Raw genomic sequence first — 17,331 nt, forward strand, 5'->3', positions numbered from 1 at the left:
CGTCGGGCTGGCAGCCATCAAGGATGAGTGACAACATACTGTTTTCATTGATTTTTAAGCTGGCCTTGTCATGATTCCGTCATGGACCACCAGAAAGGAGGATCCGCATGGTCGGACGCGAGACGGAGCTGATGCTGAAGGGCTATGGGCTGACCACGGCCGAGCTTTACTACCGGATGCCGGATTATCGCAACGTTCTCAACAGCTTCATCTGGCAGGAATACGATCTGGCGCCGGATTATCCCGCGCTCTTCAAGTTCATCGAATTCTGGCAGGAAAAGATCGAGGGGCCGCTGCATTCGGTGCGCTTCACCCATCGCAAGCTGATCGCTCCGGGGGAATGGCGCAACGTGGTGGGCGAGTTCCGGCTGCATTGAGGCCGGGGCCGGAAGGGGTTGCGTGGGGCGGGCACAGCAGCTAGGCCCGCGCGGCATGACCGCACGCCCGACCACTCCCGCCGCATTGACCAGCCTCGAGGCCATGGAACGGGTAGGGCTGACCGATCCGGCCGACCGCGCGATGCTGGCGCAGGTGGCAGAGAGCTTCCGGGTGCGGATCAGCCCGGCCATGGCGGGGACAGCCGCCGAGGGAGTGCGGGCCCAGTTCCGTCCCGATGCGCGCGAGTTGCAGATCCGCCCCGAAGAGCTGGCCGATCCCATCGGCGACGATGCGCATCGCCCGGTGCCGGGGCTGACCCATCGCTATCCCGACCGCGCGATCCTGCATGCGACCCAGGCCTGCGAGGTCTATTGCCGCTTCTGTTTCCGACGCGAGACGGTGGGCAGCGCGGGTGCCCTGTCCGAGGCGGAGTTCCGCCAGGTGCTGGACTATCTGCGCGCCACCCCGGCGGTGCGCGAGGTGATCTTTACCGGGGGCGATCCGCTGGTGTTGTCGGCGCGGCGGCTGGGCGGGATGCTCGACCGGCTTCAGGCGCTGGGGACGCTGGATCTGGTGCGGTTCCACAGCCGCGTGCCGGTGGTGGCGCCGGAGCGCGTGACCGAGGCGCTGGCCGGGGTTCTGGACCGGGCGTTGCCGGTCTGGATGGTGGTGCATGTCAACCATCCCGAAGAGATCACCGAGGCGGCGGCGGCGGCCCTGCGTCGGCTGACCCGGGCCGGGGTGCCGCTTCTGTCGCAGACGGTGCTGTTGCGCGGGATCAATGCCGACCCGGAGGTGCTGGAGGCGCTGTTCCGCAAGCTGCTCCGCCATCGGGTGAAGCCCTATTACCTGCATCATCCCGATCTGGCGAAGGGCACGGGCCACTTCCGCCTGACGCTGGAGGAGGGGCAGGCGATCATGGCGGCACTGCGGGGGCGGCTGACCGGGATCGCCCAGCCGACCTATGTGCTGGACATTCCCGGCGGGCACGGCAAGGTGCCGGTCGGGCCTGAGTATCTGCGGCGCGCGGGCGACAGTTGGGTCGTGACCGATCCGCAGGGACGAGAGCACCTGTATCGGGACCTCTGACGGGCCGCTCATCGCTTCCTTCGGTCGCTCTTCGCCGGGTGCGCCCCGGGCCAGCGAAGACTGCCCGCAAGGGCGGGATGAGCGTCACTTGGCCCGCGTCGGGCGGTCGAACACCTTCTTGCCCATCAGCGATCCTACGAGATCGACCATCAGCCGCGCGGTCATGCCGCGGTCGTCGAGGAAGGGGTTCAGTTCCACCAGATCGAGCGAGGTGACGAGCCCGGATTCGTGGAGGAGTTCCATCACCAGATGCGCTTCGCGGAAGGTGGCGCCGCCGGGAACGGTGGTACCGACGGCCGGGGCGATCGAGGGGTCGAGGAAATCGACATCGAGCGAGACGTGCAGCATGCCGGATTCGCGGCGCACGAGGTCGAGGAATTCGCGCAAGGGGGCGACGAGGCCGCGTTCGTCGATCACCCGCATGTCGTTCACGAAGATGTCACGTTCCTGCATGGCGGCCTTCTCCGCCGGATCGACCGAGCGGATGCCGAACATGCAGATCCGGTGCGCGGGCACGGGGGCGGGGAAGGGTGGGAAGGCGTCGAAGCCGTCGCGGCCAGCGATATAGGCGAGCGGCGTGCCGTGGAGGTTGCCCGAGGTGGTGGTGAGCGGTGTGTGAAAGTCGGAATGGGCGTCGAGCCACAACAGGAACAGCGGGCGGTTCTGCCGCTTGGCATAGGCCGCGGCCCCGGCGGCCGAGCCGAGGGCAAGCGAGTGGTCTCCGCCCATGATGATCGGGAAGCCGCCCTCGGACAGCGCGTCGTCCACCCGGTCCATCAGGATTTCCGCCCAGCCCACGGTTTCGGCGAGGTCGTGCACGACCGGGTTCGGGCAGGAGACCTCGCGCAGTTCGGGCAGAGCGAGATCGCCCCAGTCTTCGACCCCGTGGCCTTCGGCGGCAATCTCGCGGGCGATGCCCGCAACCCGGTAGGCGGCGGGGCCCATCAGGCAGCCGGGGCGTTTCTGGCCCGTGTCGATGGGGGCGCCGATCAGGATGGTCTTGGGCATGGGAACCTCCGCTTCAGGACGGATGTAGCGGGGCGGTCGGCCGGCTGGCAACCGGCAAATCGGCGGCTTGCGGCCACCGACCCGGTCATTCTGCCGACAGAGCGCGGCGGAAGGGCGCAGGGCTTTCGCCCGGGGCCGGGGCGGCCTATCATTGCGCAAACGACAGGAGCATCCGCATGATCGTCGAGCTTGGACATTTCGCGCTGATCCTGGCGCTGATGGTGGCGCTGGTGCAGTCCACGCTGCCCCTGTGGGGCGCGCATCGGGGCGATGCGCGGCTGATGGCGCTGGCGGGGCCGGCGGCGGGCATGCAGCTGCTTCTGGTCGGCTGGTCCTTCGCGGCGCTGACCTGGGCCTTCGTCACGTCCGACTTCTCGCTGGCCGTGGTGGTGTCGAATTCGCACACGCTGAAGCCGATGCTCTACAAGATTTCCGGTGTCTGGGGGAACCACGAGGGCTCGCTGCTCCTTTGGGTGCTGATCCTGGCGGTCTATGGCGCGGCGGTGGCGGCCTTCGGCGGCAACCTGCCCGTGCGGCTGAAGGCGCGCGTGCTGGCGGTGCAGGGGCTGATCGGGGTGGCCTTCATGCTGTTCCTGCTTCTGACCTCGAACCCGTTCTGGCGGCTGGCGGCGCCGCCGCTGGACGGGCAGGACCTGAACCCGCTGTTGCAGGACCCGGGCCTCGCCTTTCATCCGCCCTTCCTCTACCTCGGCTATGTCGGCCTCAGCATGGCCTTCAGCTTTGCCGTCGCCGCCCTGATCGAGGGCCGGGTCGATGCCGCCTGGGGGCGCTGGGTGCGGCCCTGGACGCTGGCGGCCTGGGTCTTCCTGACCATCGGCATCGCGCTGGGGTCGTGGTGGGCCTATTACGAGCTTGGCTGGGGCGGGTTCTGGTTCTGGGACCCGGTGGAGAACGCCAGTTTCATGCCCTGGCTGCTGGCCGCGGCGCTGCTGCATTCCTCGATCGTGGTGGAAAAGCGTGAAAGCCTGAAGGCCTGGACGATCCTTCTGGCGATCATGGCCTTCGGCTTCAGCCTGATCGGCACCTTCCTCGTGCGGTCGGGCGTCATCACCAGCGTGCATGCCTTCGCCAACGACCCGGAGCGCGGGGTCTTCATCCTGCTGATCCTGGGCGTCTTCACCGGTGGGGCCCTGATCCTGTTCGCGCTGCGCGCCGGAGTGATGGAGGCGCGCGGGGTCTTCAGCCTGGTCAGCCGCGAAAGCGCGCTGGTGGCCAACAATATCCTGCTGACGGTCGCGGCCTTTGTCGTCTTCGTGGGGACGATCTGGCCGCTTGTCGGCACAATGTTGCTGGGCCGTGACCTTTCGGTGGGCGAGCCCTTCTTCAATGCGGCCTTCAGCCCCTTCATGGTGGCGCTGGCGCTGATCCTGCCGCCCGGGGCGATGCTGGCGTGGAAGCGCGGGTCCATCGCGCGGTCGCTTCGGTCGCTGGCCCCGGCGGCGGTGCTGGCTCTGGCGCTGGCGGCATTGGCATGGGCCATGCAGACCGGGCGGACGGCGCTGGGTCCGGTCGGGCTGATGCTGGGGGCCTGGGTCGCCTTCGGCGCGCTGACCGACCTCTGGGCGCGGACGGGGCGCGAGGACGTCGGCGCGCGCTTTGCCCGTCTGGCGCGTCTGCCGCGGGCCGACTGGGGCAAGGCCACGGCGCATTTCGGGCTGGGAGTCACGATCTTTGCCGTCTCGGCCATGCTGGCCTGGAAGATCGAGGACATCCGCGTGGTGCAGGAGGGCGAAAGCTTCCCGCTGGGCAGCTACACGGTGCGGCTGGACAAAGTGGAAGAGGTCGAGGGGCCGAACTACAGCTCGACCATGGGCACGATGACGGTGGCGAAGGGCGGCGTGCCCATCGCGGTGCTGAACCCCGAAAAGCGGTTCTACCCCGTGGCGCAGATGCCCACGACCGAGGCCGCGATCGACTATGGCTTCACGCGCGACCTCTATCTGGTGCTGGGCGACCGGCAGAAAAGCGGCGGCTGGGCGGTACGCAGCTATATCGAGCCCTTCGCCAACTGGCTCTGGGGCGGGGCGATCCTGATGGCGTTTGGCGGCATCCTCAGCCTGTCCGACCGGCGCTATCGTGTCGCGGCGGGTGCCCGGCGGCAGGATCTGGCGGGAGTGCCGGCGGAATGACATCGCTCAAGTCGCGGTGGGGTGGAACCCCACCCTACATCCTTGCCCTGTTCCTGATGCTCAGCCCCGCATGGGCGGTGCAGCCCGACGAGATGCTGGCCGACCCCGCGCTGGAAGCCCGCGCCCGGGCGATCAGCCGCGAGATCCGCTGCCCGGTCTGCCAGGGCGAGACGATCGACGATTCCAATGCTCCGATCAGCCGGGACCTGCGGCTGATCATCCGCGAGCGGCTGGTGGCGGGCGACAGCGACACGGAAGTGGTGGATTTCATCGTCGCCCGCTATGGCGAGGGGGTGCTGTTCAAGCCCCGGGCCGAAGGGGTGAACCTGGTCCTGTGGCTGGCCGGTCCGGCGCTGCTGATCGCCGGGATCGCGGTTGCGGTCGCCGCAGGACGGCGGCGCGCAAGCACCGAGGCCACGCTGAGCGCCGAGGAAGAGGCGCGGCTGCGCGAAATCCTGAAACAGTGACGCCGCGTCGGGCTTTGGCCCGGGGCGTCGGTCGGGCTATCGAGGTGCGGGGCGCGGGAGGGGCGCTCGGCCCCCCACCCCCATCCCCTCCCCACGGAGGGGGAGGGGAGGCGCCCCTGAACGAGGGAGGAGCGGATGGCAGGGCTTGTGCAGGTCGAACGGGAAGGGGACATCTGCCGGATCACGCTGAACCGGCCCGAGGTGATGAACGCGCTGAACCGCGCGTTGCGGCGGGAACTGACCGCCGCGCTTCTGGAGGGGCACGGGGCGCGGGTGATCGTGCTGACCGGGGCGGGGCGGGGGTTCTGTTCCGGGCAGGACCTGAGCGATGCCTCGGGTCTGGACGCGGCCGGGTTCGAGGCGGTGCTGAACGGCGAATATGTGCCGATGATCCGGGCGATCACCGAGGCTCCGGTGCCGGTCATCGCGGCAGTGAACGGGGTGGCGGCAGGGGCGGGGGCGAACCTGGCGTTGGCCTGCGACCTGGTGATCGCGGCGGAAAGCGCGGTCTTCATCCAGGCCTTCACCCGGATCGGGCTGATCCCGGATGCGGGCGGCACCAGTTTCCTGCCGCGCCGGGTGGGGTTGCAGCGCGCGATGGGCGCGGCGCTTCTGGCCGAGCCGGTGCCCGCGCGGCAGGCGGCGGACTGGGGGATGATCTGGGAGGCGGTGCCGGACGAGCGGCTCGCCGAGGTGGTGGCGGCGCGGGCGGCGAAGCTTGCCGCTGGCCCGACCGGGGCCTATGCCGCGCTGAAACAGGCGCTGCGCGGAGCCTTTGACCAGAGCCTCGAGGCGCAGCTCGCCGTGGAGGCGCGGCTGCAAGGCATCTGCGGGCAGTCTGAGGATTTCCGCGAAGGCGTGGCGGCCTTCCAGGAAAAGCGCGCGCCGCGGTTCACGGGGCGGTAGGCCCTAGAATTTTCGGCGAAAATTCTTGGGGGGCCACGTCAGAAGCCGCGTTTCAGTGCGGCCACGCCGGTCCGGGCGATCTCGACCAGGCCAAGGGGGCGCATCAGGTCGGCGAAGGCGTCGATCTTTTCCGGTGTGCCGGTCATCTCGAACACGAAGCTTTCCAGCGTGGAATCGACCACGTTCGCGCGGAAGATCTCGGCCAGCCGCAGCGCCTCGATCCGGTGCTCGCCCTTGCCCCTGACCTTGACCAGGGCCAGTTCGCGCTGGACCGAGGGGCCGTCCATCGTCAGGTCGTGGACGGCGTGGACCGGGACCATGCGGGAGAGCTGCGCCTCGATCTGGTCGATGACGGCGGGGGTGCCGCGGGTGACGATGGTGATGCGCGAGCGGTGGCCGGTGTGGTCCACCTCGGCCACGGTCAGGCTGTCGATGTTGTAGCCGCGCCCCGAGAAGAGGCCGATCACGCGGGCCAGGACGCCGGGTTCGTTTTCCACGATGACGGCGAGGGTGTGGGATTCCTCGACCTCGGAATTGGCCGAACGGAGGTCATAGGCGGAATGGCTGGTCGAGCCTTTCTTGATGTTCAGTGCGGACACGGGGGATTACCTTCCGTTGAGGGGTGGCATGGGGTCTAGAAGCCGATCCAGGCCGGGCGGCCGATGCGGCGGATGACGGCATAGATCAGGAGCGGGCCGATGATCCCGGCCAGCGTTCCGGCGATCATGTGCAGGGACAGGTCCAGCGTGAAGCGCGAGAGCACCGCGCGGGTGCCGGCGGAAAAGATGGTGTGGGCGAGATAGATCCCCATCGAGGAGACGCCGAGCCAGGCGAAAAGGCGCAAGAGGCGCCCACTGCGCGCCGCGGTGAGCGCATGGATCACCGCCAGCGCGGCGAGCGAGAGCGCGATGCCGAGGAGTTGGGTGGTCAGCAGCGTCTCGGGCAGTCGGAAGCTGAGCACCTGCAAACCGATGAAGGCCAGGGCGGCGATGACCAGCGCCGTAAGGCCTTCCGGCCGGACGCTCGTCTGGCCGAGCGCGAGGCCGGTCAGGAAGGCCCCGGCATAGGTCAGCGCACCGAAGGTCCAGGGGGTCAGGCCGTAAGGGGTGAAGCTGGAGCCCAGCACCATCAGCGCGGCTAGCATCGCCCAGGCTGGCGCGGGCAGAGGGCCGGTGACGAGGCGGATCAGGCCAAGCACGGCGAGGTGCTGGAGGAACAGCGCCCAGAGGAACCAGAAATGGTCGCGCGGCGGCAGGGGCCAGAAGGCCAGGCTCTGCCAGCCGCTCAGTTGGGTATTGGCGGCATCCCCGGCGGCGAGGCGCGCGGCGGCGAAGAGGTAGGTCCAGAGGACCAGCGGCCAGATCAGCCGGGTCAGGCGGCTGCTCGCGGCCTCGGCCAGCGGGCGGCGGAGCGCCCAGGCCTGGAAGGTCATGCCGGAGAGGATGAAGAACATCGGCATGTGGAAGTTGTAGATCAGCCGGTCGATCAGGCGGAACAGGTCGGGGTTGCCGATCATGCCCGCCGAGTCGAGGCCGCGCCAGGCATGGCCGATGACGACCAAGAGGATGCCGACGCCCTTGGCGACATCCAGCGACAGGTCGCGGGTCTGGGCGCGGGACTCGGCGGGAAGGGTCATCTGTGATCTGCCTGCGGCTGGTCGGCCGGACCCCGGACCGAACTCCGGGGTCCGGGCGCATCACACCAGCACCGCCCCCGACCGGAACGCCTCGGCGTCGGCGGAGAGCAGCATCTCGTTGTGCGGCTTGCCCGAGGGGATCATCGGGAAGCAGTTTTCGTGCTTTTCCACCAGGCAGTCGAAGATCACCGGCCCGTCGTGGCGGATCATCTCCATGACCGCGTCGTCGAGGTCCTTCGGGTCGTCGCACTTGATGCCCTTGCAGCCGAAGGCCTCGGCCAGCTTGACGAAATCGGGCAGGCTTTCCGACCACGAGGAGGAATAGCGTTCGCCGTGCAGCAGTTCCTGCCACTGGCGCACCATGCCGAGCCGTTCGTTGTTCAGGATGAACTGCTTGACCGGCGCCCGGAACTGCATCGCGGTGCCCATTTCCTGCATGTTCATCAGCCACGACGCCTCGCCGGCCACGTTGATGACCAGCGCCTCGGGATGGGCGATCTGCACGCCGATGCTGGCGGGCAGGCCGTAGCCCATGGTGCCGAGGCCGCCGGAAGTCATCCAGCGGTTCGGCTCCTCGAACCCCAGGAACTGCGCGGCCCACATCTGGTGCTGGCCGACCTCGGTGGTGATGTAGCGGTCCATGCCCTTGGTCAGCGCCTCCAGCCGTTCCAGCGCGTATTGCGGCTTGATCGTGCTGGTCGAGGGCTTGTAGGCGAGGCACTTTACCGCGCGCCACTCGTCGATCTGCTTCCACCATTTCGCGAGGCCCGCCTTGTCGGTCCGCGACCCGCGCGCGCGCCATTGGCGCAGAAGCTCTTCCAGCACCTTCGCCACGTCGCCGAGGATTGGCACATCGACATGGATGACCTTGTTGATCGAAGAGGGATCGATGTCGATATGCGCCTTCTTCGAGCGCGGGCTGAAATCCTTGACCCGGCCGGTGATCCGGTCGTCGAAGCGGGCACCGATGTTGATCATCAGGTCGCAGCCGTGCATGGCAAGGTTGGCCTCGTAAAGCCCGTGCATCCCCAGCATGCCGATCCAGCTCTTGCCGCTTGCGGGATAGGCGCCGAGGCCCATCAGGGTGGAGGTCACGGGAAAGCCCGTCTCGTTGGCCAGTTCGCGCAAGAGCTGGCTTGCGCGCGGGCCCGAGTTGATGACGCCGCCGCCGGTGTAGAGGATCGGACGCTCGGCGGTTTCCATCATCTCGACCAGGCGGGCGATCTGGTTGGGGTCGCCCTCGGTGCGGGGCTGGTAATGCGAGATCTTGGCCTTCTCGGCAGGGGTGTAGTCGGCGGTGGCGAACTGCACGTCCTTTGGAATGTCGATCAAGACCGGGCCGGGGCGGCCGTGGGTGGCGACGTGGAAGGCCTGGTGGATGGTTTCCGACAGCTTTGCGGTGTCCTTCACGAGCCAGTTCATCTTGGTGCAGGGCCGGGTGATGCCCACCGTGTCGGCCTCCTGGAAGCCGTCGGTGCCGATCATGAAGGTTGGGACCTGGCCGGTCAGCACCACGATCGGGATCGAATCCATCAGCGCGTCGGTGAGGCCGGTCACGGCATTGGTCGCGCCGGGGCCGGAAGTCACCAGCGCCACGCCCGGCTTGCCGGTGGAGCGCGCATAGCCTTCGGCCATGTGGACCGCGCCCTGTTCGTGGCGGACGAGGATGTGGCGGATGTCGTTCTGCAGGAACAGCTCGTCATAGATCGGAAGCACCGCGCCGCCGGGATAGCCGAAGACGACCTCGACGCCCTGATCCTTCAGCGCCTGGACCACCATCTTCGCACCGGTCATCTGCTTCGACATTTACCGCGTCTCCGTTCTCGCGCAACAAAAAGCCCCCGAGGTTTCCTTCGGGGGCGCATGGGAACCGTTATGGTCAACCGTCACCGGCCCATGCGCGTCCTTCCTACGATGACAAGAAGTCTGGCCATGGGCCCATCCCCTTCACGTTCGGTCGGAACAGTAGGGGGCGATATGCCGGTCGTCAACGGGATTTGCAATACGAAAATGTCGCGTAACGCCGTGGATATTGAACTTTTCTTGCGACTGAGCATTGTGCCGCGCAACTTTCCGAACGGCCATGGGGGCGGCCGCGTGCATGCCGCCCGAACGGGCCGAAACGGCGGTCAGCCGATGAAGGCCAGATAGGCCCCGTAGGCGGCAAGCAGCCCCGCCCCGGCAATCCGCGGCAGGCCGCCCAGCACGAAGGCCACCGCGGCAAGACCCACCGACGAGCCCGCGACCCACCACATGTCAACGGCGGCAAAGCGGGCCTCGGCCGGGATCGGGGCGACAAGGGCGGTGATCCCCAGGATGCCGAAGATGTTGAAGATGTTCGACCCCACGATGTTGCCGACCGCGATTTCGGTATGCTTGCGGAAGGCGGCGATGACGCTGGTCGCCATTTCCGGCAACGAGGTGCCGACGGCGACGATGGTCAGGCCGATCACCGCCTCGGAGATCCCGAAATCTCGGGCGATGGTGGTGGCGCTGTCGACCAGAAGGCGCGCGCCGATCACAAGTCCCGCAAGTCCCGCGCCGGTCATGATCCAGGGCCTCCAGTTCGGGCCGATGGTCTCGGTCCCCGGCTCGGGGGGGTGACCGCTGCCGGCGATCACCGCCGTGGTCAGGAAGGCGGCGAGACCTGCGAGAAGGATCAGCCCGTCGGTGCGGGTGATCTGCCCGTCCAGAAGCAGGAACCAGACGATCGCGGTTGCGCCCAGCATGAAGGCCAGGTCGCGCCAGAGCTTGCGGCCGGGGATGATGAGGGGGGCGATCAGGGCCGAGATGCCAAGGATCAACAGCACGTTCGAGATGTTCGATCCGATCACGTTGCCGATGGCGATTCCGGGTTGGCCGGCCAGCGCCGCCTGGACCGAGACGATCATCTCGGGGGCAGAGGTGCCGAAGCCGACGATGGTCAGGCCGATCAGCAGCGGCGACAGGTGGAAGGCGCGGGCGATGGCCGATGCGCCGCGCACAAGCGCCTCACCGCCCGCCACAAGAATACCGAGGCCGACAACGAACAGAAGATAGGTCACGAGATCTCACCCTGCTGGTTTCGGGCACAAGGTTGGCGTGCGCTGCGCGAATACAAGGGGCCGCGCCGGAAATTCGGCAGCGCCGGCGCAGATTTGCCTGCGGCTAGTGCGTGGCCGTGTCGGGCAGGTAACAGACCGCGTTCAGCTTGTTGCCGTCCGGGTCGCGGACATAGGCGGCATAGAAGTTCGGGCCATACTGCGGGCGCAGTCCCGGGGCGCCCTCGTCGGTGCCGCCATGGGCCAGCGCCGCGGCGTGGAAGGCATCCACCGCCGCGCGCGAGGGCGCAAGGAAGCTGACCATCACCCCGTTTCCCGGTGTGGCCGGTGCGCCGTCGAAGGGTTGGGTCACCCACAGATGCGGCCCCGGATCGTCCAGCCCCCAGGCGGCCGAGCGGTCCTCGGGGTCGTAGTCCTCGAGACGGGAATGGCCGAGCGGCGCGAGGACCGCGTCGTAGAAGGGCAGGGCGCGGGCAAGATCGCGGGTGCCGAGCGAGACGTAACTGAACATGGGGCTGGCTCTTTCGCGGCAGGTGATTCTCGATTCACGCGCAAGATTTGCCCGGTCGGCAGGCAGTTGTCTGCCCCCTGGGCCCCCCGCCGGCAGATGATAGCGCCAACAGGCGGTGCCAACCGGCAATGCGGGCCGTTTGGTAAGGTTTTCTGACCACATTTGCGAGGCTGATGCAGTTTTGAGTTCTCATCTCGCGCAAGCTTCTCTAGGGTCTATTTCGCAGACGATGCCCGAGCCGGGGCCAGCGATCCCGGACGGGCCAACAGTGGAGGAGAACTGCATGGATCGACGCTCGTTTCTGACCAAGGCTTCCGTCGGTGGTGTCGCCGCCGCCGGTGCGGCCGTGCTGGCAGCGCCGGCAATCGCCCAGGACGCGCCCACCGTGACCTGGCGGGTCACATCGTCCTTCCCGAAGTCGCTGGACACGATCTACGGCGCGGCCGAGACCATGTCGAAGTATGTGGCCGAAGCCACTGACGGCAAGTTCCAGTTGCAGATCTTCCCGGCGGGCGAACTGGTGCCGGGTCTGGAGGCCGCAGATGCGGTGTCGCAAGGAACGGTCGAGGCCTGCCATACGGTGCCCTACTATTTCTGGGGCAAGGATCCGACCTATGCGCTTGGCGCTGCGGTGCCCTTCGGTCTGAACGCCCGGATGATGAACGCCTGGTTCTACCATGGTGGCGGGATCGACATGATGAACGAGTTCTACGCCACGCAGAACCTGATCGCATTCCCGGCTGGCAACACCGGCGTCCAGATGGCCGGCTGGTACCGCAAGGAGATCAACTCGGTCGCCGACCTGCAGGGGCTGAAGATGCGGATCGGGGGCTTTGCCGGGAAGGTCATCGAGAAGCTGGGCGTCGTCCCGCAGCAGATCGCGGGTGGCGATATCTATCCGTCGCTGGAAAAGGGCACCATCGACGCGGCGGAATGGGTCGGGCCGTATGACGACGAGAAGCTCGGCTTCTACAAGGTCGCGCCCTACTACTACTATCCCGGCTGGTGGGAAGGCGGGCCGGCCATCGCCACGATGATCAACCTGGCGAAGTGGAACGAGCTGACCCCGGCCTACCAGGCCATCCTGCGGGCGGGTTGCCTGGTGGCGAACAACGACATGCTGTCGAACTACGACTGGAAGAACCCGACGGCGCTGAAATCGCTTGTGGCCAACGGCGCGCAACTGCGCCCGTTGCCGCAGGATGTGCTCTCGGCCGCGTTCGATGCCGCCAAGGCGACCTATGACGAGGTTTCGGCAACCAATGCGACCTTCAAGAAGATCAAGGAAAGCCAGGATGCGTTCCGCCGGGACGCCTATCTGAACGCCCAGATCGCGGAATACAACTACGACGTGTTCATGATGACCCAGCAGCAGGCCGGCAAGCTGTAAGGCATCCAGAGCCACGAAAGGCGAAAGGCCCCGGATCGCTCCGGGGCCTTTTGTCATTGCCGCTGCGGCACAGGCTGACCGGCCCGATCGCTCTGGTCAGGGCGTGATCACAGGTGCGCCCAGCCGTGGCAGGCCGCCCGGCGCCGGGGCAGCGCCCTGCGGCGCGGGCGTCGGCGCCCCGCCCAGGTTCGGCGCGCCGAGCGTCGGGGCGCCCGGCAGGCCCGGCAGCCCCCCCGGCGCGGCAGGCGCGGTGCCCTGTCCCCCCGGGGCCATCGGCTGGAAGCCAGGCACCTTGATCTCGATCGTCGAGGGATCCACGGTGGGGCCCTTGTAGTGCATCACCATCTGCGGGAACAGCACGACGGCGAAGATCATCAGCACCTGGATCGCGATGAAGGGGATGGCGCCCCGGTAGATCTGTCCGGTCGTGATCGCGTCCATCTTCTTGCCCGTGACCTTGTCGAGATAGGGCACCCGCGCCGCGACCGAGCGCAGGTAGAACAGGGCAAAGCCGAAGGGCGGGGTCAGGAAGCTGGTCTGGAGGTTCACCCCGATGATGACACCCAGCCAGATCAGGTCGATCCCCAGCGTCTGCGCCGGCGCGATCAGAAGCGGGATCAGGATGAAGGCGATCTCGAAGAAGTCGAGGAAGAAGCCCAGGATGAAGATGATCAGGTTCACCACGAAGAGGAAGCCGTACTGGCCCCCCGGCACGGCGGTGAGCAGTTCCTCGACCCAGATATGGCCGTTAACGCCATAGAAGGTCAGGCTGAACATCCGCGCGCCGATCAGGACGAAGAGCACGAAGGCGGACAGCCGCGTAGTGGCCGCCAGCGCCGACTGCACCATCGGGAAGGTGAAGCGTCCCTTCGCGAAGGCGAGCACCATCGCGCCGACCGCACCCATCGCGCCGCCCTCGGTGGGTGTGGCGAGCCCGATGAAGATGGTGCCGAGCACGAGGAAGATCAGCGCAAGCGGCGGGATCAGCACCATGATGACCTGCTGCGCGAGCCTGGACAGAAGATTCAGGCCCGCATAGCGATCGGCCAGGGCGTAGAGATAGATCGCCACCGTTCCGATCGTCGCCCCGAGCACGTCGGCATTGGCACCCCAGTCGGCATAGGCCCAAAGATGCGCGCCATAGCCGATGCCGGCCGCTACGGCGAGCGCGACGAGCAGCGAGGTCACCCCTCCGCCCAGCGTCCGGGCCTCGGGCGGCAGCGCCGGCACCTTGTGCGGCTGGAAGATCGCGATCATCGCGATGTATCCCAGATACATGCCGGTGAGCACCAGACCCGGGATCAGCGCGCCCTTGTACATGTCGCCGACCGACCGGCCCAGCTGATCGGCCAGGATGATGAGCACGAGGCTGGGCGGAATGATCTGTGCCAGCGTCCCCGAGGCCGCGATCACCCCGGTCGCCGTGCGCCGGTCGTAGCCGTAGCGCAGCATGATCGGCAGCGAGATCAGGCCCATGGCGATCACCGAGGCCGCGACCACGCCGGTCGTGGCCGCCAGCAGGGCGCCGACCAGGACCACGGCAAAGGCCAGGCCCCCGCGGATCGGTCCGAAGAGCTGGCCGATCGTGTCGAGAAGGTCCTCGGCCATGCCGCTTCGTTCGAGCACGATCCCCATGAAGGTGAAGAAGGGAATGGCCAGCAGCGTTTCGTTGGACAGGATGCCCCACAATCGCTGCGGCATCGTGCCGAGCAGCGGCCAGCCCAGGGTGATCTCGCCGTTGGAATAAGGCGCGAGCCAGACGCCGATGACGAAGAAGATCAGCCCGTTCGCCGCCAGCGAGAAGGCAACGGGGTAGCCCAGCAGCAGGAAGACGACGAGGCTGGCGAAGATGATCGGCGCCATGTTGTGCGCGAGGATCTCGATCATTTGCGCACCTCTTCGGTCTGGGACTGCACTTCGGCCTTGAGCTCTTCGACCTCCTGCAGGGCGTGGTCCTGGGCCGAGACGAAGGGATGGGGGTCATCGATCAGTCCGCGCATCACGGCGATCTTCTTGACGATCTCGGCCAGCGCCTGTGCCACAAGTAGCAGGAAGCCCGCCAGCAGGATCGCCCGCGCCGGCCAGATGATGAGACCGCCCGCGTTGGTCGAGACCTGGCCCGAGTTGTAGGCCTGCATGGTGTAGGGCCAGAGATACCAGGCCATGAGTGCGGCGAAGGGCAAAAGGAAGAAGATGTGCCCGAAGAGGTCGATCCAGTGCTGGGTGCGGCGCGAGCGCGTGGCGTAGAACACGTCGATGCGGATGTGTTCGTTCTGTTGCAGGGTGTAGGCCGCTGCCCCCATGAAAGCCGCTCCGAACAGATACCATTGCAGTTCGAGCCAGGCATTCGAGGACAGGTTGAACAGCTTGCGGCTTACCGCGTTTCCCGCGCTGACCAGAACGGCCAGCAGGATGAGCCACATGACGAACTTGCCGATGAGCTCGGTCACGCGATCGACGCCCCGAGACAGGGCCAGCAGGACCTGCATGAATTGGGTTCCTCCCCTGGATCGCCACCGGTTTCTCCGATGGACCAATTATCTGGTAAATTAATCTGACCAATTAGCGCAATTCATGCCCGCGGGTCAAGCCCGTTGGGGTGCACCGGTCACTCCAGGGTCGCGACGCGGTCCTTGAGCCGCTGCCCGACCTCGGCGATGGCGCGGATGACGGGCATGAATTCGCGCCCCAAGTCCGTCAGCGCGTATTCGACCGAGGGCGGAGAGGTTTCCATCACGGACCGTGTCAGGATGCCCCGGTCTTCCAGTTCGCGCAAGCGCTGGGTCAGGACCTTGGCCGAAACGAGGGGAATATCCCCCCGCAATTCGGAAAAACGCCGGGGACCGGAGGACAGATACCAGATGATGTTCGGCGTCCAGGCCCCGCCGATGAAGGCCATGCAGTCGGACAATGGGCACATCGGATGCGGCGTGCGGTTCTTGCGGCGGATCAGGGCCATCGCGGATCTCCGGGCGGTTACCGGGCGGATACCTCATTCTGGAGATTACCGCAAGTTACTCTGTTACCTTTGGTTATCATGTGCGCTAGCCATGTCGCACCGACAACCAAGGAGACGACGATGAAACTCTACATCAAGCCCGGCGCCTGCTCGATGGCCTCGCATATCATCCTGGCCGAAATCGGCGGCGATTTCGCGGTTGAGATCGTGGACACCGCGAATGGCGAGACCGCAAGCGGGGCGAACTACCGCGACATCAATCCCAAGGGCAAGGTTCCGGCACTCGAGGTCGAAGGCGAAGTGCTGACCGAAGGCCCGGCGATCCTGCAGTTCCTGGGCGACCGGGCGCCGGGCAGGGGGCTGGCCCCGGCGGGTGGCACGATGGCGCGGGCGCGGGTGAACGAGGTGCTGAACTTCACCGGGACCGAACTGCATGTCGCTTTCGGACCGCTGTTCAGTCCCTCCGCGACCGAGGCGCAGAAGGAAGCCGCCCGGCAGGCGGTGGCGGGCAGGCTCGACTGGCTGGAAGGCCGGCTGGCCGACGGGCGGGCGCATCTGACCGGCGACGCCTTCACCATCGCCGATGCCTATGCCTTCGTCGTCGCCAACTGGGCGAATTTCACCGGGATCGCCCTGTCGCGCTGGCCTCGCCTGTCCGCCTTCATGGCGCGCGTGGCGGCCCGCCCTGCGGTGCAGCGCGTGCTGCAGGCCGAGGGACTCGCGGCATGAGCGGCGCGGCAGGGGACTTCGCAGGGGTGGCGGCCGTGGTCGTTACCTATTTCGACGGGCTGCATTTCAGCGACACCGCCCGCTTGCGGCAGGTGTTCCACCCGAAGGCGCAATATGTCTGCGCGACCGACGGCACGCTGCTCTACCGCGACATGGACACCTATTTTCCGGTGGTCGATGCCAGGCCCTCGCCGGCCTCGCGCGGCGAGCCGCGGCGCGACGAGATCGTCTCGATCGACTTTGCCGGGCCAGTGACGGCGCGGGCCGTCCTGCGCTGTTCCATCGGGACGCGGCGGTTCACCGACTTCCTGACCCTGATCCGGCTGGAGGGCCGCTGGCAGGTGATCTCCAAGGTGTTCCACTACGAAGAGGAGGCCTGAGCATGCCCTATGTGAACATCAGGATCACCCCCGAGGGTGCGACGCCGGCCCGCAAGGCCGAACTGATCGCCGGGGTGACCGATCTGCTGGTCCGGGTGCTGGACAAGTCGCCGGCGACGACCTTCGTCGTGATCGACGAGGTCGCCCTGGAGGACTGGGGCATCGGCGGCTTGCCGGTCGAGGCCTACCGGGCGCGAGTTCGCTCCGATGGGTGAGGGCCTGCGCGATGCCGCCCTGATGGTCGCGGCGGGGATCGGCATTCCGGTCCTCGCTGCGCTGAACGCGGCCCTGGGCCAGCGGATCGGCTCGGCCAATGCGGCCGCCGTGGTGCTGTTTGCCGTGGCGCTGGCGGCGGCGCTGGCGGTGCTGGCCACCACCGGAGAGGGCAGGGCGCTTGGCCGGGTCGCCGGACAACCGCCGGTCCTCTTGCTCGCGGGCTGCCTTGTGGCCTTCTACATCCTGTCGATCACCCATGTCGCGCCCCGTTTCGGCCTTGCGCGGGCGATCCAGTGCGTGCTGCTGGGTCAACTGGTCAGCGCGGCACTGATCGACGCGACCGGGTTTGCGGGGCTGGCATCGCGGCCGGTCAGCGGCGAAAGGATGCTCGGGCTCGGCCTGATGGCGGCGGGCGTGCTGCTCAGCCAGCGCGGCTAGGCAGGGGCGAGAGGCGCGGTAGGGCCGGTCGTG

19 protein-coding genes are annotated in these 17,331 nt (G+C 67.2%); 10 read left to right on the plus strand and 9 right to left on the minus strand.

Translation table 11 applies throughout. The features are described from left to right. The first annotated feature begins 107 nt into the window (after positions 1-107). On the plus strand, positions 108-377 hold the full coding sequence (locus FL625_RS01325) for an usg protein (RefSeq protein ID WP_149586826.1): 270 nt from the start codon (positions 108-110) through the stop codon (positions 375-377). 55 nt (positions 378-432) lie between these two features. Then, positions 433-1,467 (plus strand): lysine-2,3-aminomutase-like protein, encoded by a 1,035-nt coding sequence (locus FL625_RS01330; protein ID WP_149586827.1) that lies wholly within the window; start codon positions 433-435, stop codon positions 1,465-1,467. An 84-nt stretch (positions 1,468-1,551) separates the two neighbouring features. Here the strand turns inward: FL625_RS01330 and rocF are convergent, their stop codons facing one another. Beyond that, on the minus strand, positions 1,552-2,475 hold the full coding sequence (rocF, locus tag FL625_RS01335) for an arginase (RefSeq protein ID WP_149586828.1): 924 nt from the start codon (positions 2,473-2,475) through the stop codon (positions 1,552-1,554). A gap of 176 nt (positions 2,476-2,651) precedes the next feature. Between rocF and FL625_RS01340 the strand changes: the two genes are divergently transcribed. The 3 genes from FL625_RS01340 to FL625_RS01350 all read left to right on the plus strand — a co-directional run bounded on the left by FL625_RS01340 (position 2,652) and on the right by FL625_RS01350 (position 5,998). Continuing rightward, positions 2,652-4,625 carry a heme lyase CcmF/NrfE family subunit gene (locus FL625_RS01340; RefSeq protein WP_149586829.1) on the plus strand — a complete coding sequence of 658 codons (1,974 nt, stop codon included), beginning with the start codon at positions 2,652-2,654 and terminating at the stop codon, positions 4,623-4,625. Further along, the gene (locus FL625_RS01345; protein WP_149586830.1) at positions 4,622-5,092 is read left to right on the plus strand and encodes a cytochrome c-type biogenesis protein; all 471 of its coding nucleotides are present in this window, start codon (positions 4,622-4,624) and stop codon (positions 5,090-5,092) included. The genes FL625_RS01340 and FL625_RS01345 overlap by 4 nt, the downstream gene beginning before the upstream one ends. Positions 5,093-5,227: 135 nt before the next feature. Further along, positions 5,228-5,998 (plus strand): enoyl-CoA hydratase-related protein, encoded by a 771-nt coding sequence (locus FL625_RS01350; RefSeq protein WP_149586831.1) that lies wholly within the window; start codon positions 5,228-5,230, stop codon positions 5,996-5,998. 38 nt (positions 5,999-6,036) lie between these two features. Here FL625_RS01350 and ilvN read toward each other — a convergent pair whose 3' ends face one another. The 5 genes from ilvN to FL625_RS01375 all read right to left on the minus strand — a co-directional run bounded on the left by ilvN (position 6,037) and on the right by FL625_RS01375 (position 11,186). Then, positions 6,037-6,597: an acetolactate synthase small subunit gene (gene ilvN, locus FL625_RS01355; RefSeq protein WP_149586832.1), complete on the minus strand. Its 561-nt coding sequence runs from the start codon at positions 6,595-6,597 to the stop codon at positions 6,037-6,039. Positions 6,598-6,632: 35 nt separating this feature from the next. Next, positions 6,633-7,634, minus strand: a complete 1,002-nt coding sequence (locus FL625_RS01360) for an acyltransferase family protein (protein ID WP_149586833.1) — start codon at positions 7,632-7,634, stop codon at positions 6,633-6,635. 60 nt (positions 7,635-7,694) lie between these two features. Further along, the gene (locus tag FL625_RS01365; RefSeq protein WP_149586834.1) at positions 7,695-9,440 is read right to left on the minus strand and encodes an acetolactate synthase 3 large subunit; all 1,746 of its coding nucleotides are present in this window, start codon (positions 9,438-9,440) and stop codon (positions 7,695-7,697) included. Between the two features lie 323 nt (positions 9,441-9,763). Beyond that, on the minus strand, positions 9,764-10,678 hold the full coding sequence (locus tag FL625_RS01370) for a calcium/sodium antiporter (protein WP_149586835.1): 915 nt from the start codon (positions 10,676-10,678) through the stop codon (positions 9,764-9,766). 103 nt (positions 10,679-10,781) lie between these two features. Continuing rightward, positions 10,782-11,186, minus strand: a complete 405-nt coding sequence (locus FL625_RS01375; RefSeq protein ID WP_149586836.1) for a VOC family protein — start codon at positions 11,184-11,186, stop codon at positions 10,782-10,784. 283 nt (positions 11,187-11,469) lie between these two features. Here FL625_RS01375 and FL625_RS01380 point away from each other — a divergent pair, with 283 nt between their 5' ends. Beyond that, complete coding sequence (locus tag FL625_RS01380) at positions 11,470-12,576, plus strand: TRAP transporter substrate-binding protein (protein ID WP_149586837.1); 1,107 nt, start codon at positions 11,470-11,472, stop codon at positions 12,574-12,576. Positions 12,577-12,672: 96 nt separating this feature from the next. Here FL625_RS01380 and FL625_RS01385 read toward each other — a convergent pair whose 3' ends face one another. From FL625_RS01385 to FL625_RS01395, 3 genes are all read right to left on the minus strand, one after another. Next, positions 12,673-14,463 (minus strand): TRAP transporter large permease, encoded by a 1,791-nt coding sequence (locus FL625_RS01385; RefSeq protein ID WP_149586838.1) that lies wholly within the window; start codon positions 14,461-14,463, stop codon positions 12,673-12,675. After that, a complete protein-coding gene (locus FL625_RS01390; protein WP_149586839.1) occupies positions 14,460-15,065 on the minus strand; it encodes a TRAP transporter small permease subunit in 606 nt (201 codons plus the stop codon). Before FL625_RS01390 ends, FL625_RS01385 begins: the two co-directional genes overlap by 4 nt. 119 nt (positions 15,066-15,184) lie before the next feature. Continuing rightward, positions 15,185-15,535, minus strand: a complete 351-nt coding sequence (locus FL625_RS01395; protein ID WP_149586840.1) for a winged helix-turn-helix transcriptional regulator — start codon at positions 15,533-15,535, stop codon at positions 15,185-15,187. Positions 15,536-15,655: 120 nt separating this feature from the next. Here FL625_RS01395 and gstA point away from each other — a divergent pair, with 120 nt between their 5' ends. The 4 genes from gstA to FL625_RS01415 are packed head-to-tail and all read left to right on the plus strand — an operon-like array spanning position 15,656 to position 17,298. Continuing rightward, on the plus strand, positions 15,656-16,264 hold the full coding sequence (gene gstA / locus FL625_RS01400) for a glutathione transferase GstA (protein WP_149586841.1): 609 nt from the start codon (positions 15,656-15,658) through the stop codon (positions 16,262-16,264). After that, on the plus strand, positions 16,261-16,644 hold the full coding sequence (locus FL625_RS01405) for a nuclear transport factor 2 family protein (RefSeq protein ID WP_149586842.1): 384 nt from the start codon (positions 16,261-16,263) through the stop codon (positions 16,642-16,644). Before gstA ends, FL625_RS01405 begins: the two co-directional genes overlap by 4 nt. 2 nt (positions 16,645-16,646) lie before the next feature. Then, positions 16,647-16,859, plus strand: a complete 213-nt coding sequence (locus FL625_RS01410) for a tautomerase family protein (RefSeq protein ID WP_149586843.1) — start codon at positions 16,647-16,649, stop codon at positions 16,857-16,859. Next, entirely contained in the window at positions 16,852-17,298 is a 447-nt protein-coding gene (locus tag FL625_RS01415; RefSeq protein ID WP_149586844.1) for a DMT family transporter, read from the plus strand. The genes FL625_RS01410 and FL625_RS01415 overlap by 8 nt, the downstream gene beginning before the upstream one ends. Positions 17,299-17,331 lie beyond the last annotated feature (33 nt).

Source organism: Tabrizicola flagellatus (genome assembly GCF_008271465.1).
GTDB lineage: Bacteria > Pseudomonadota > Alphaproteobacteria > Rhodobacterales > Rhodobacteraceae > Tabrizicola > Tabrizicola flagellata.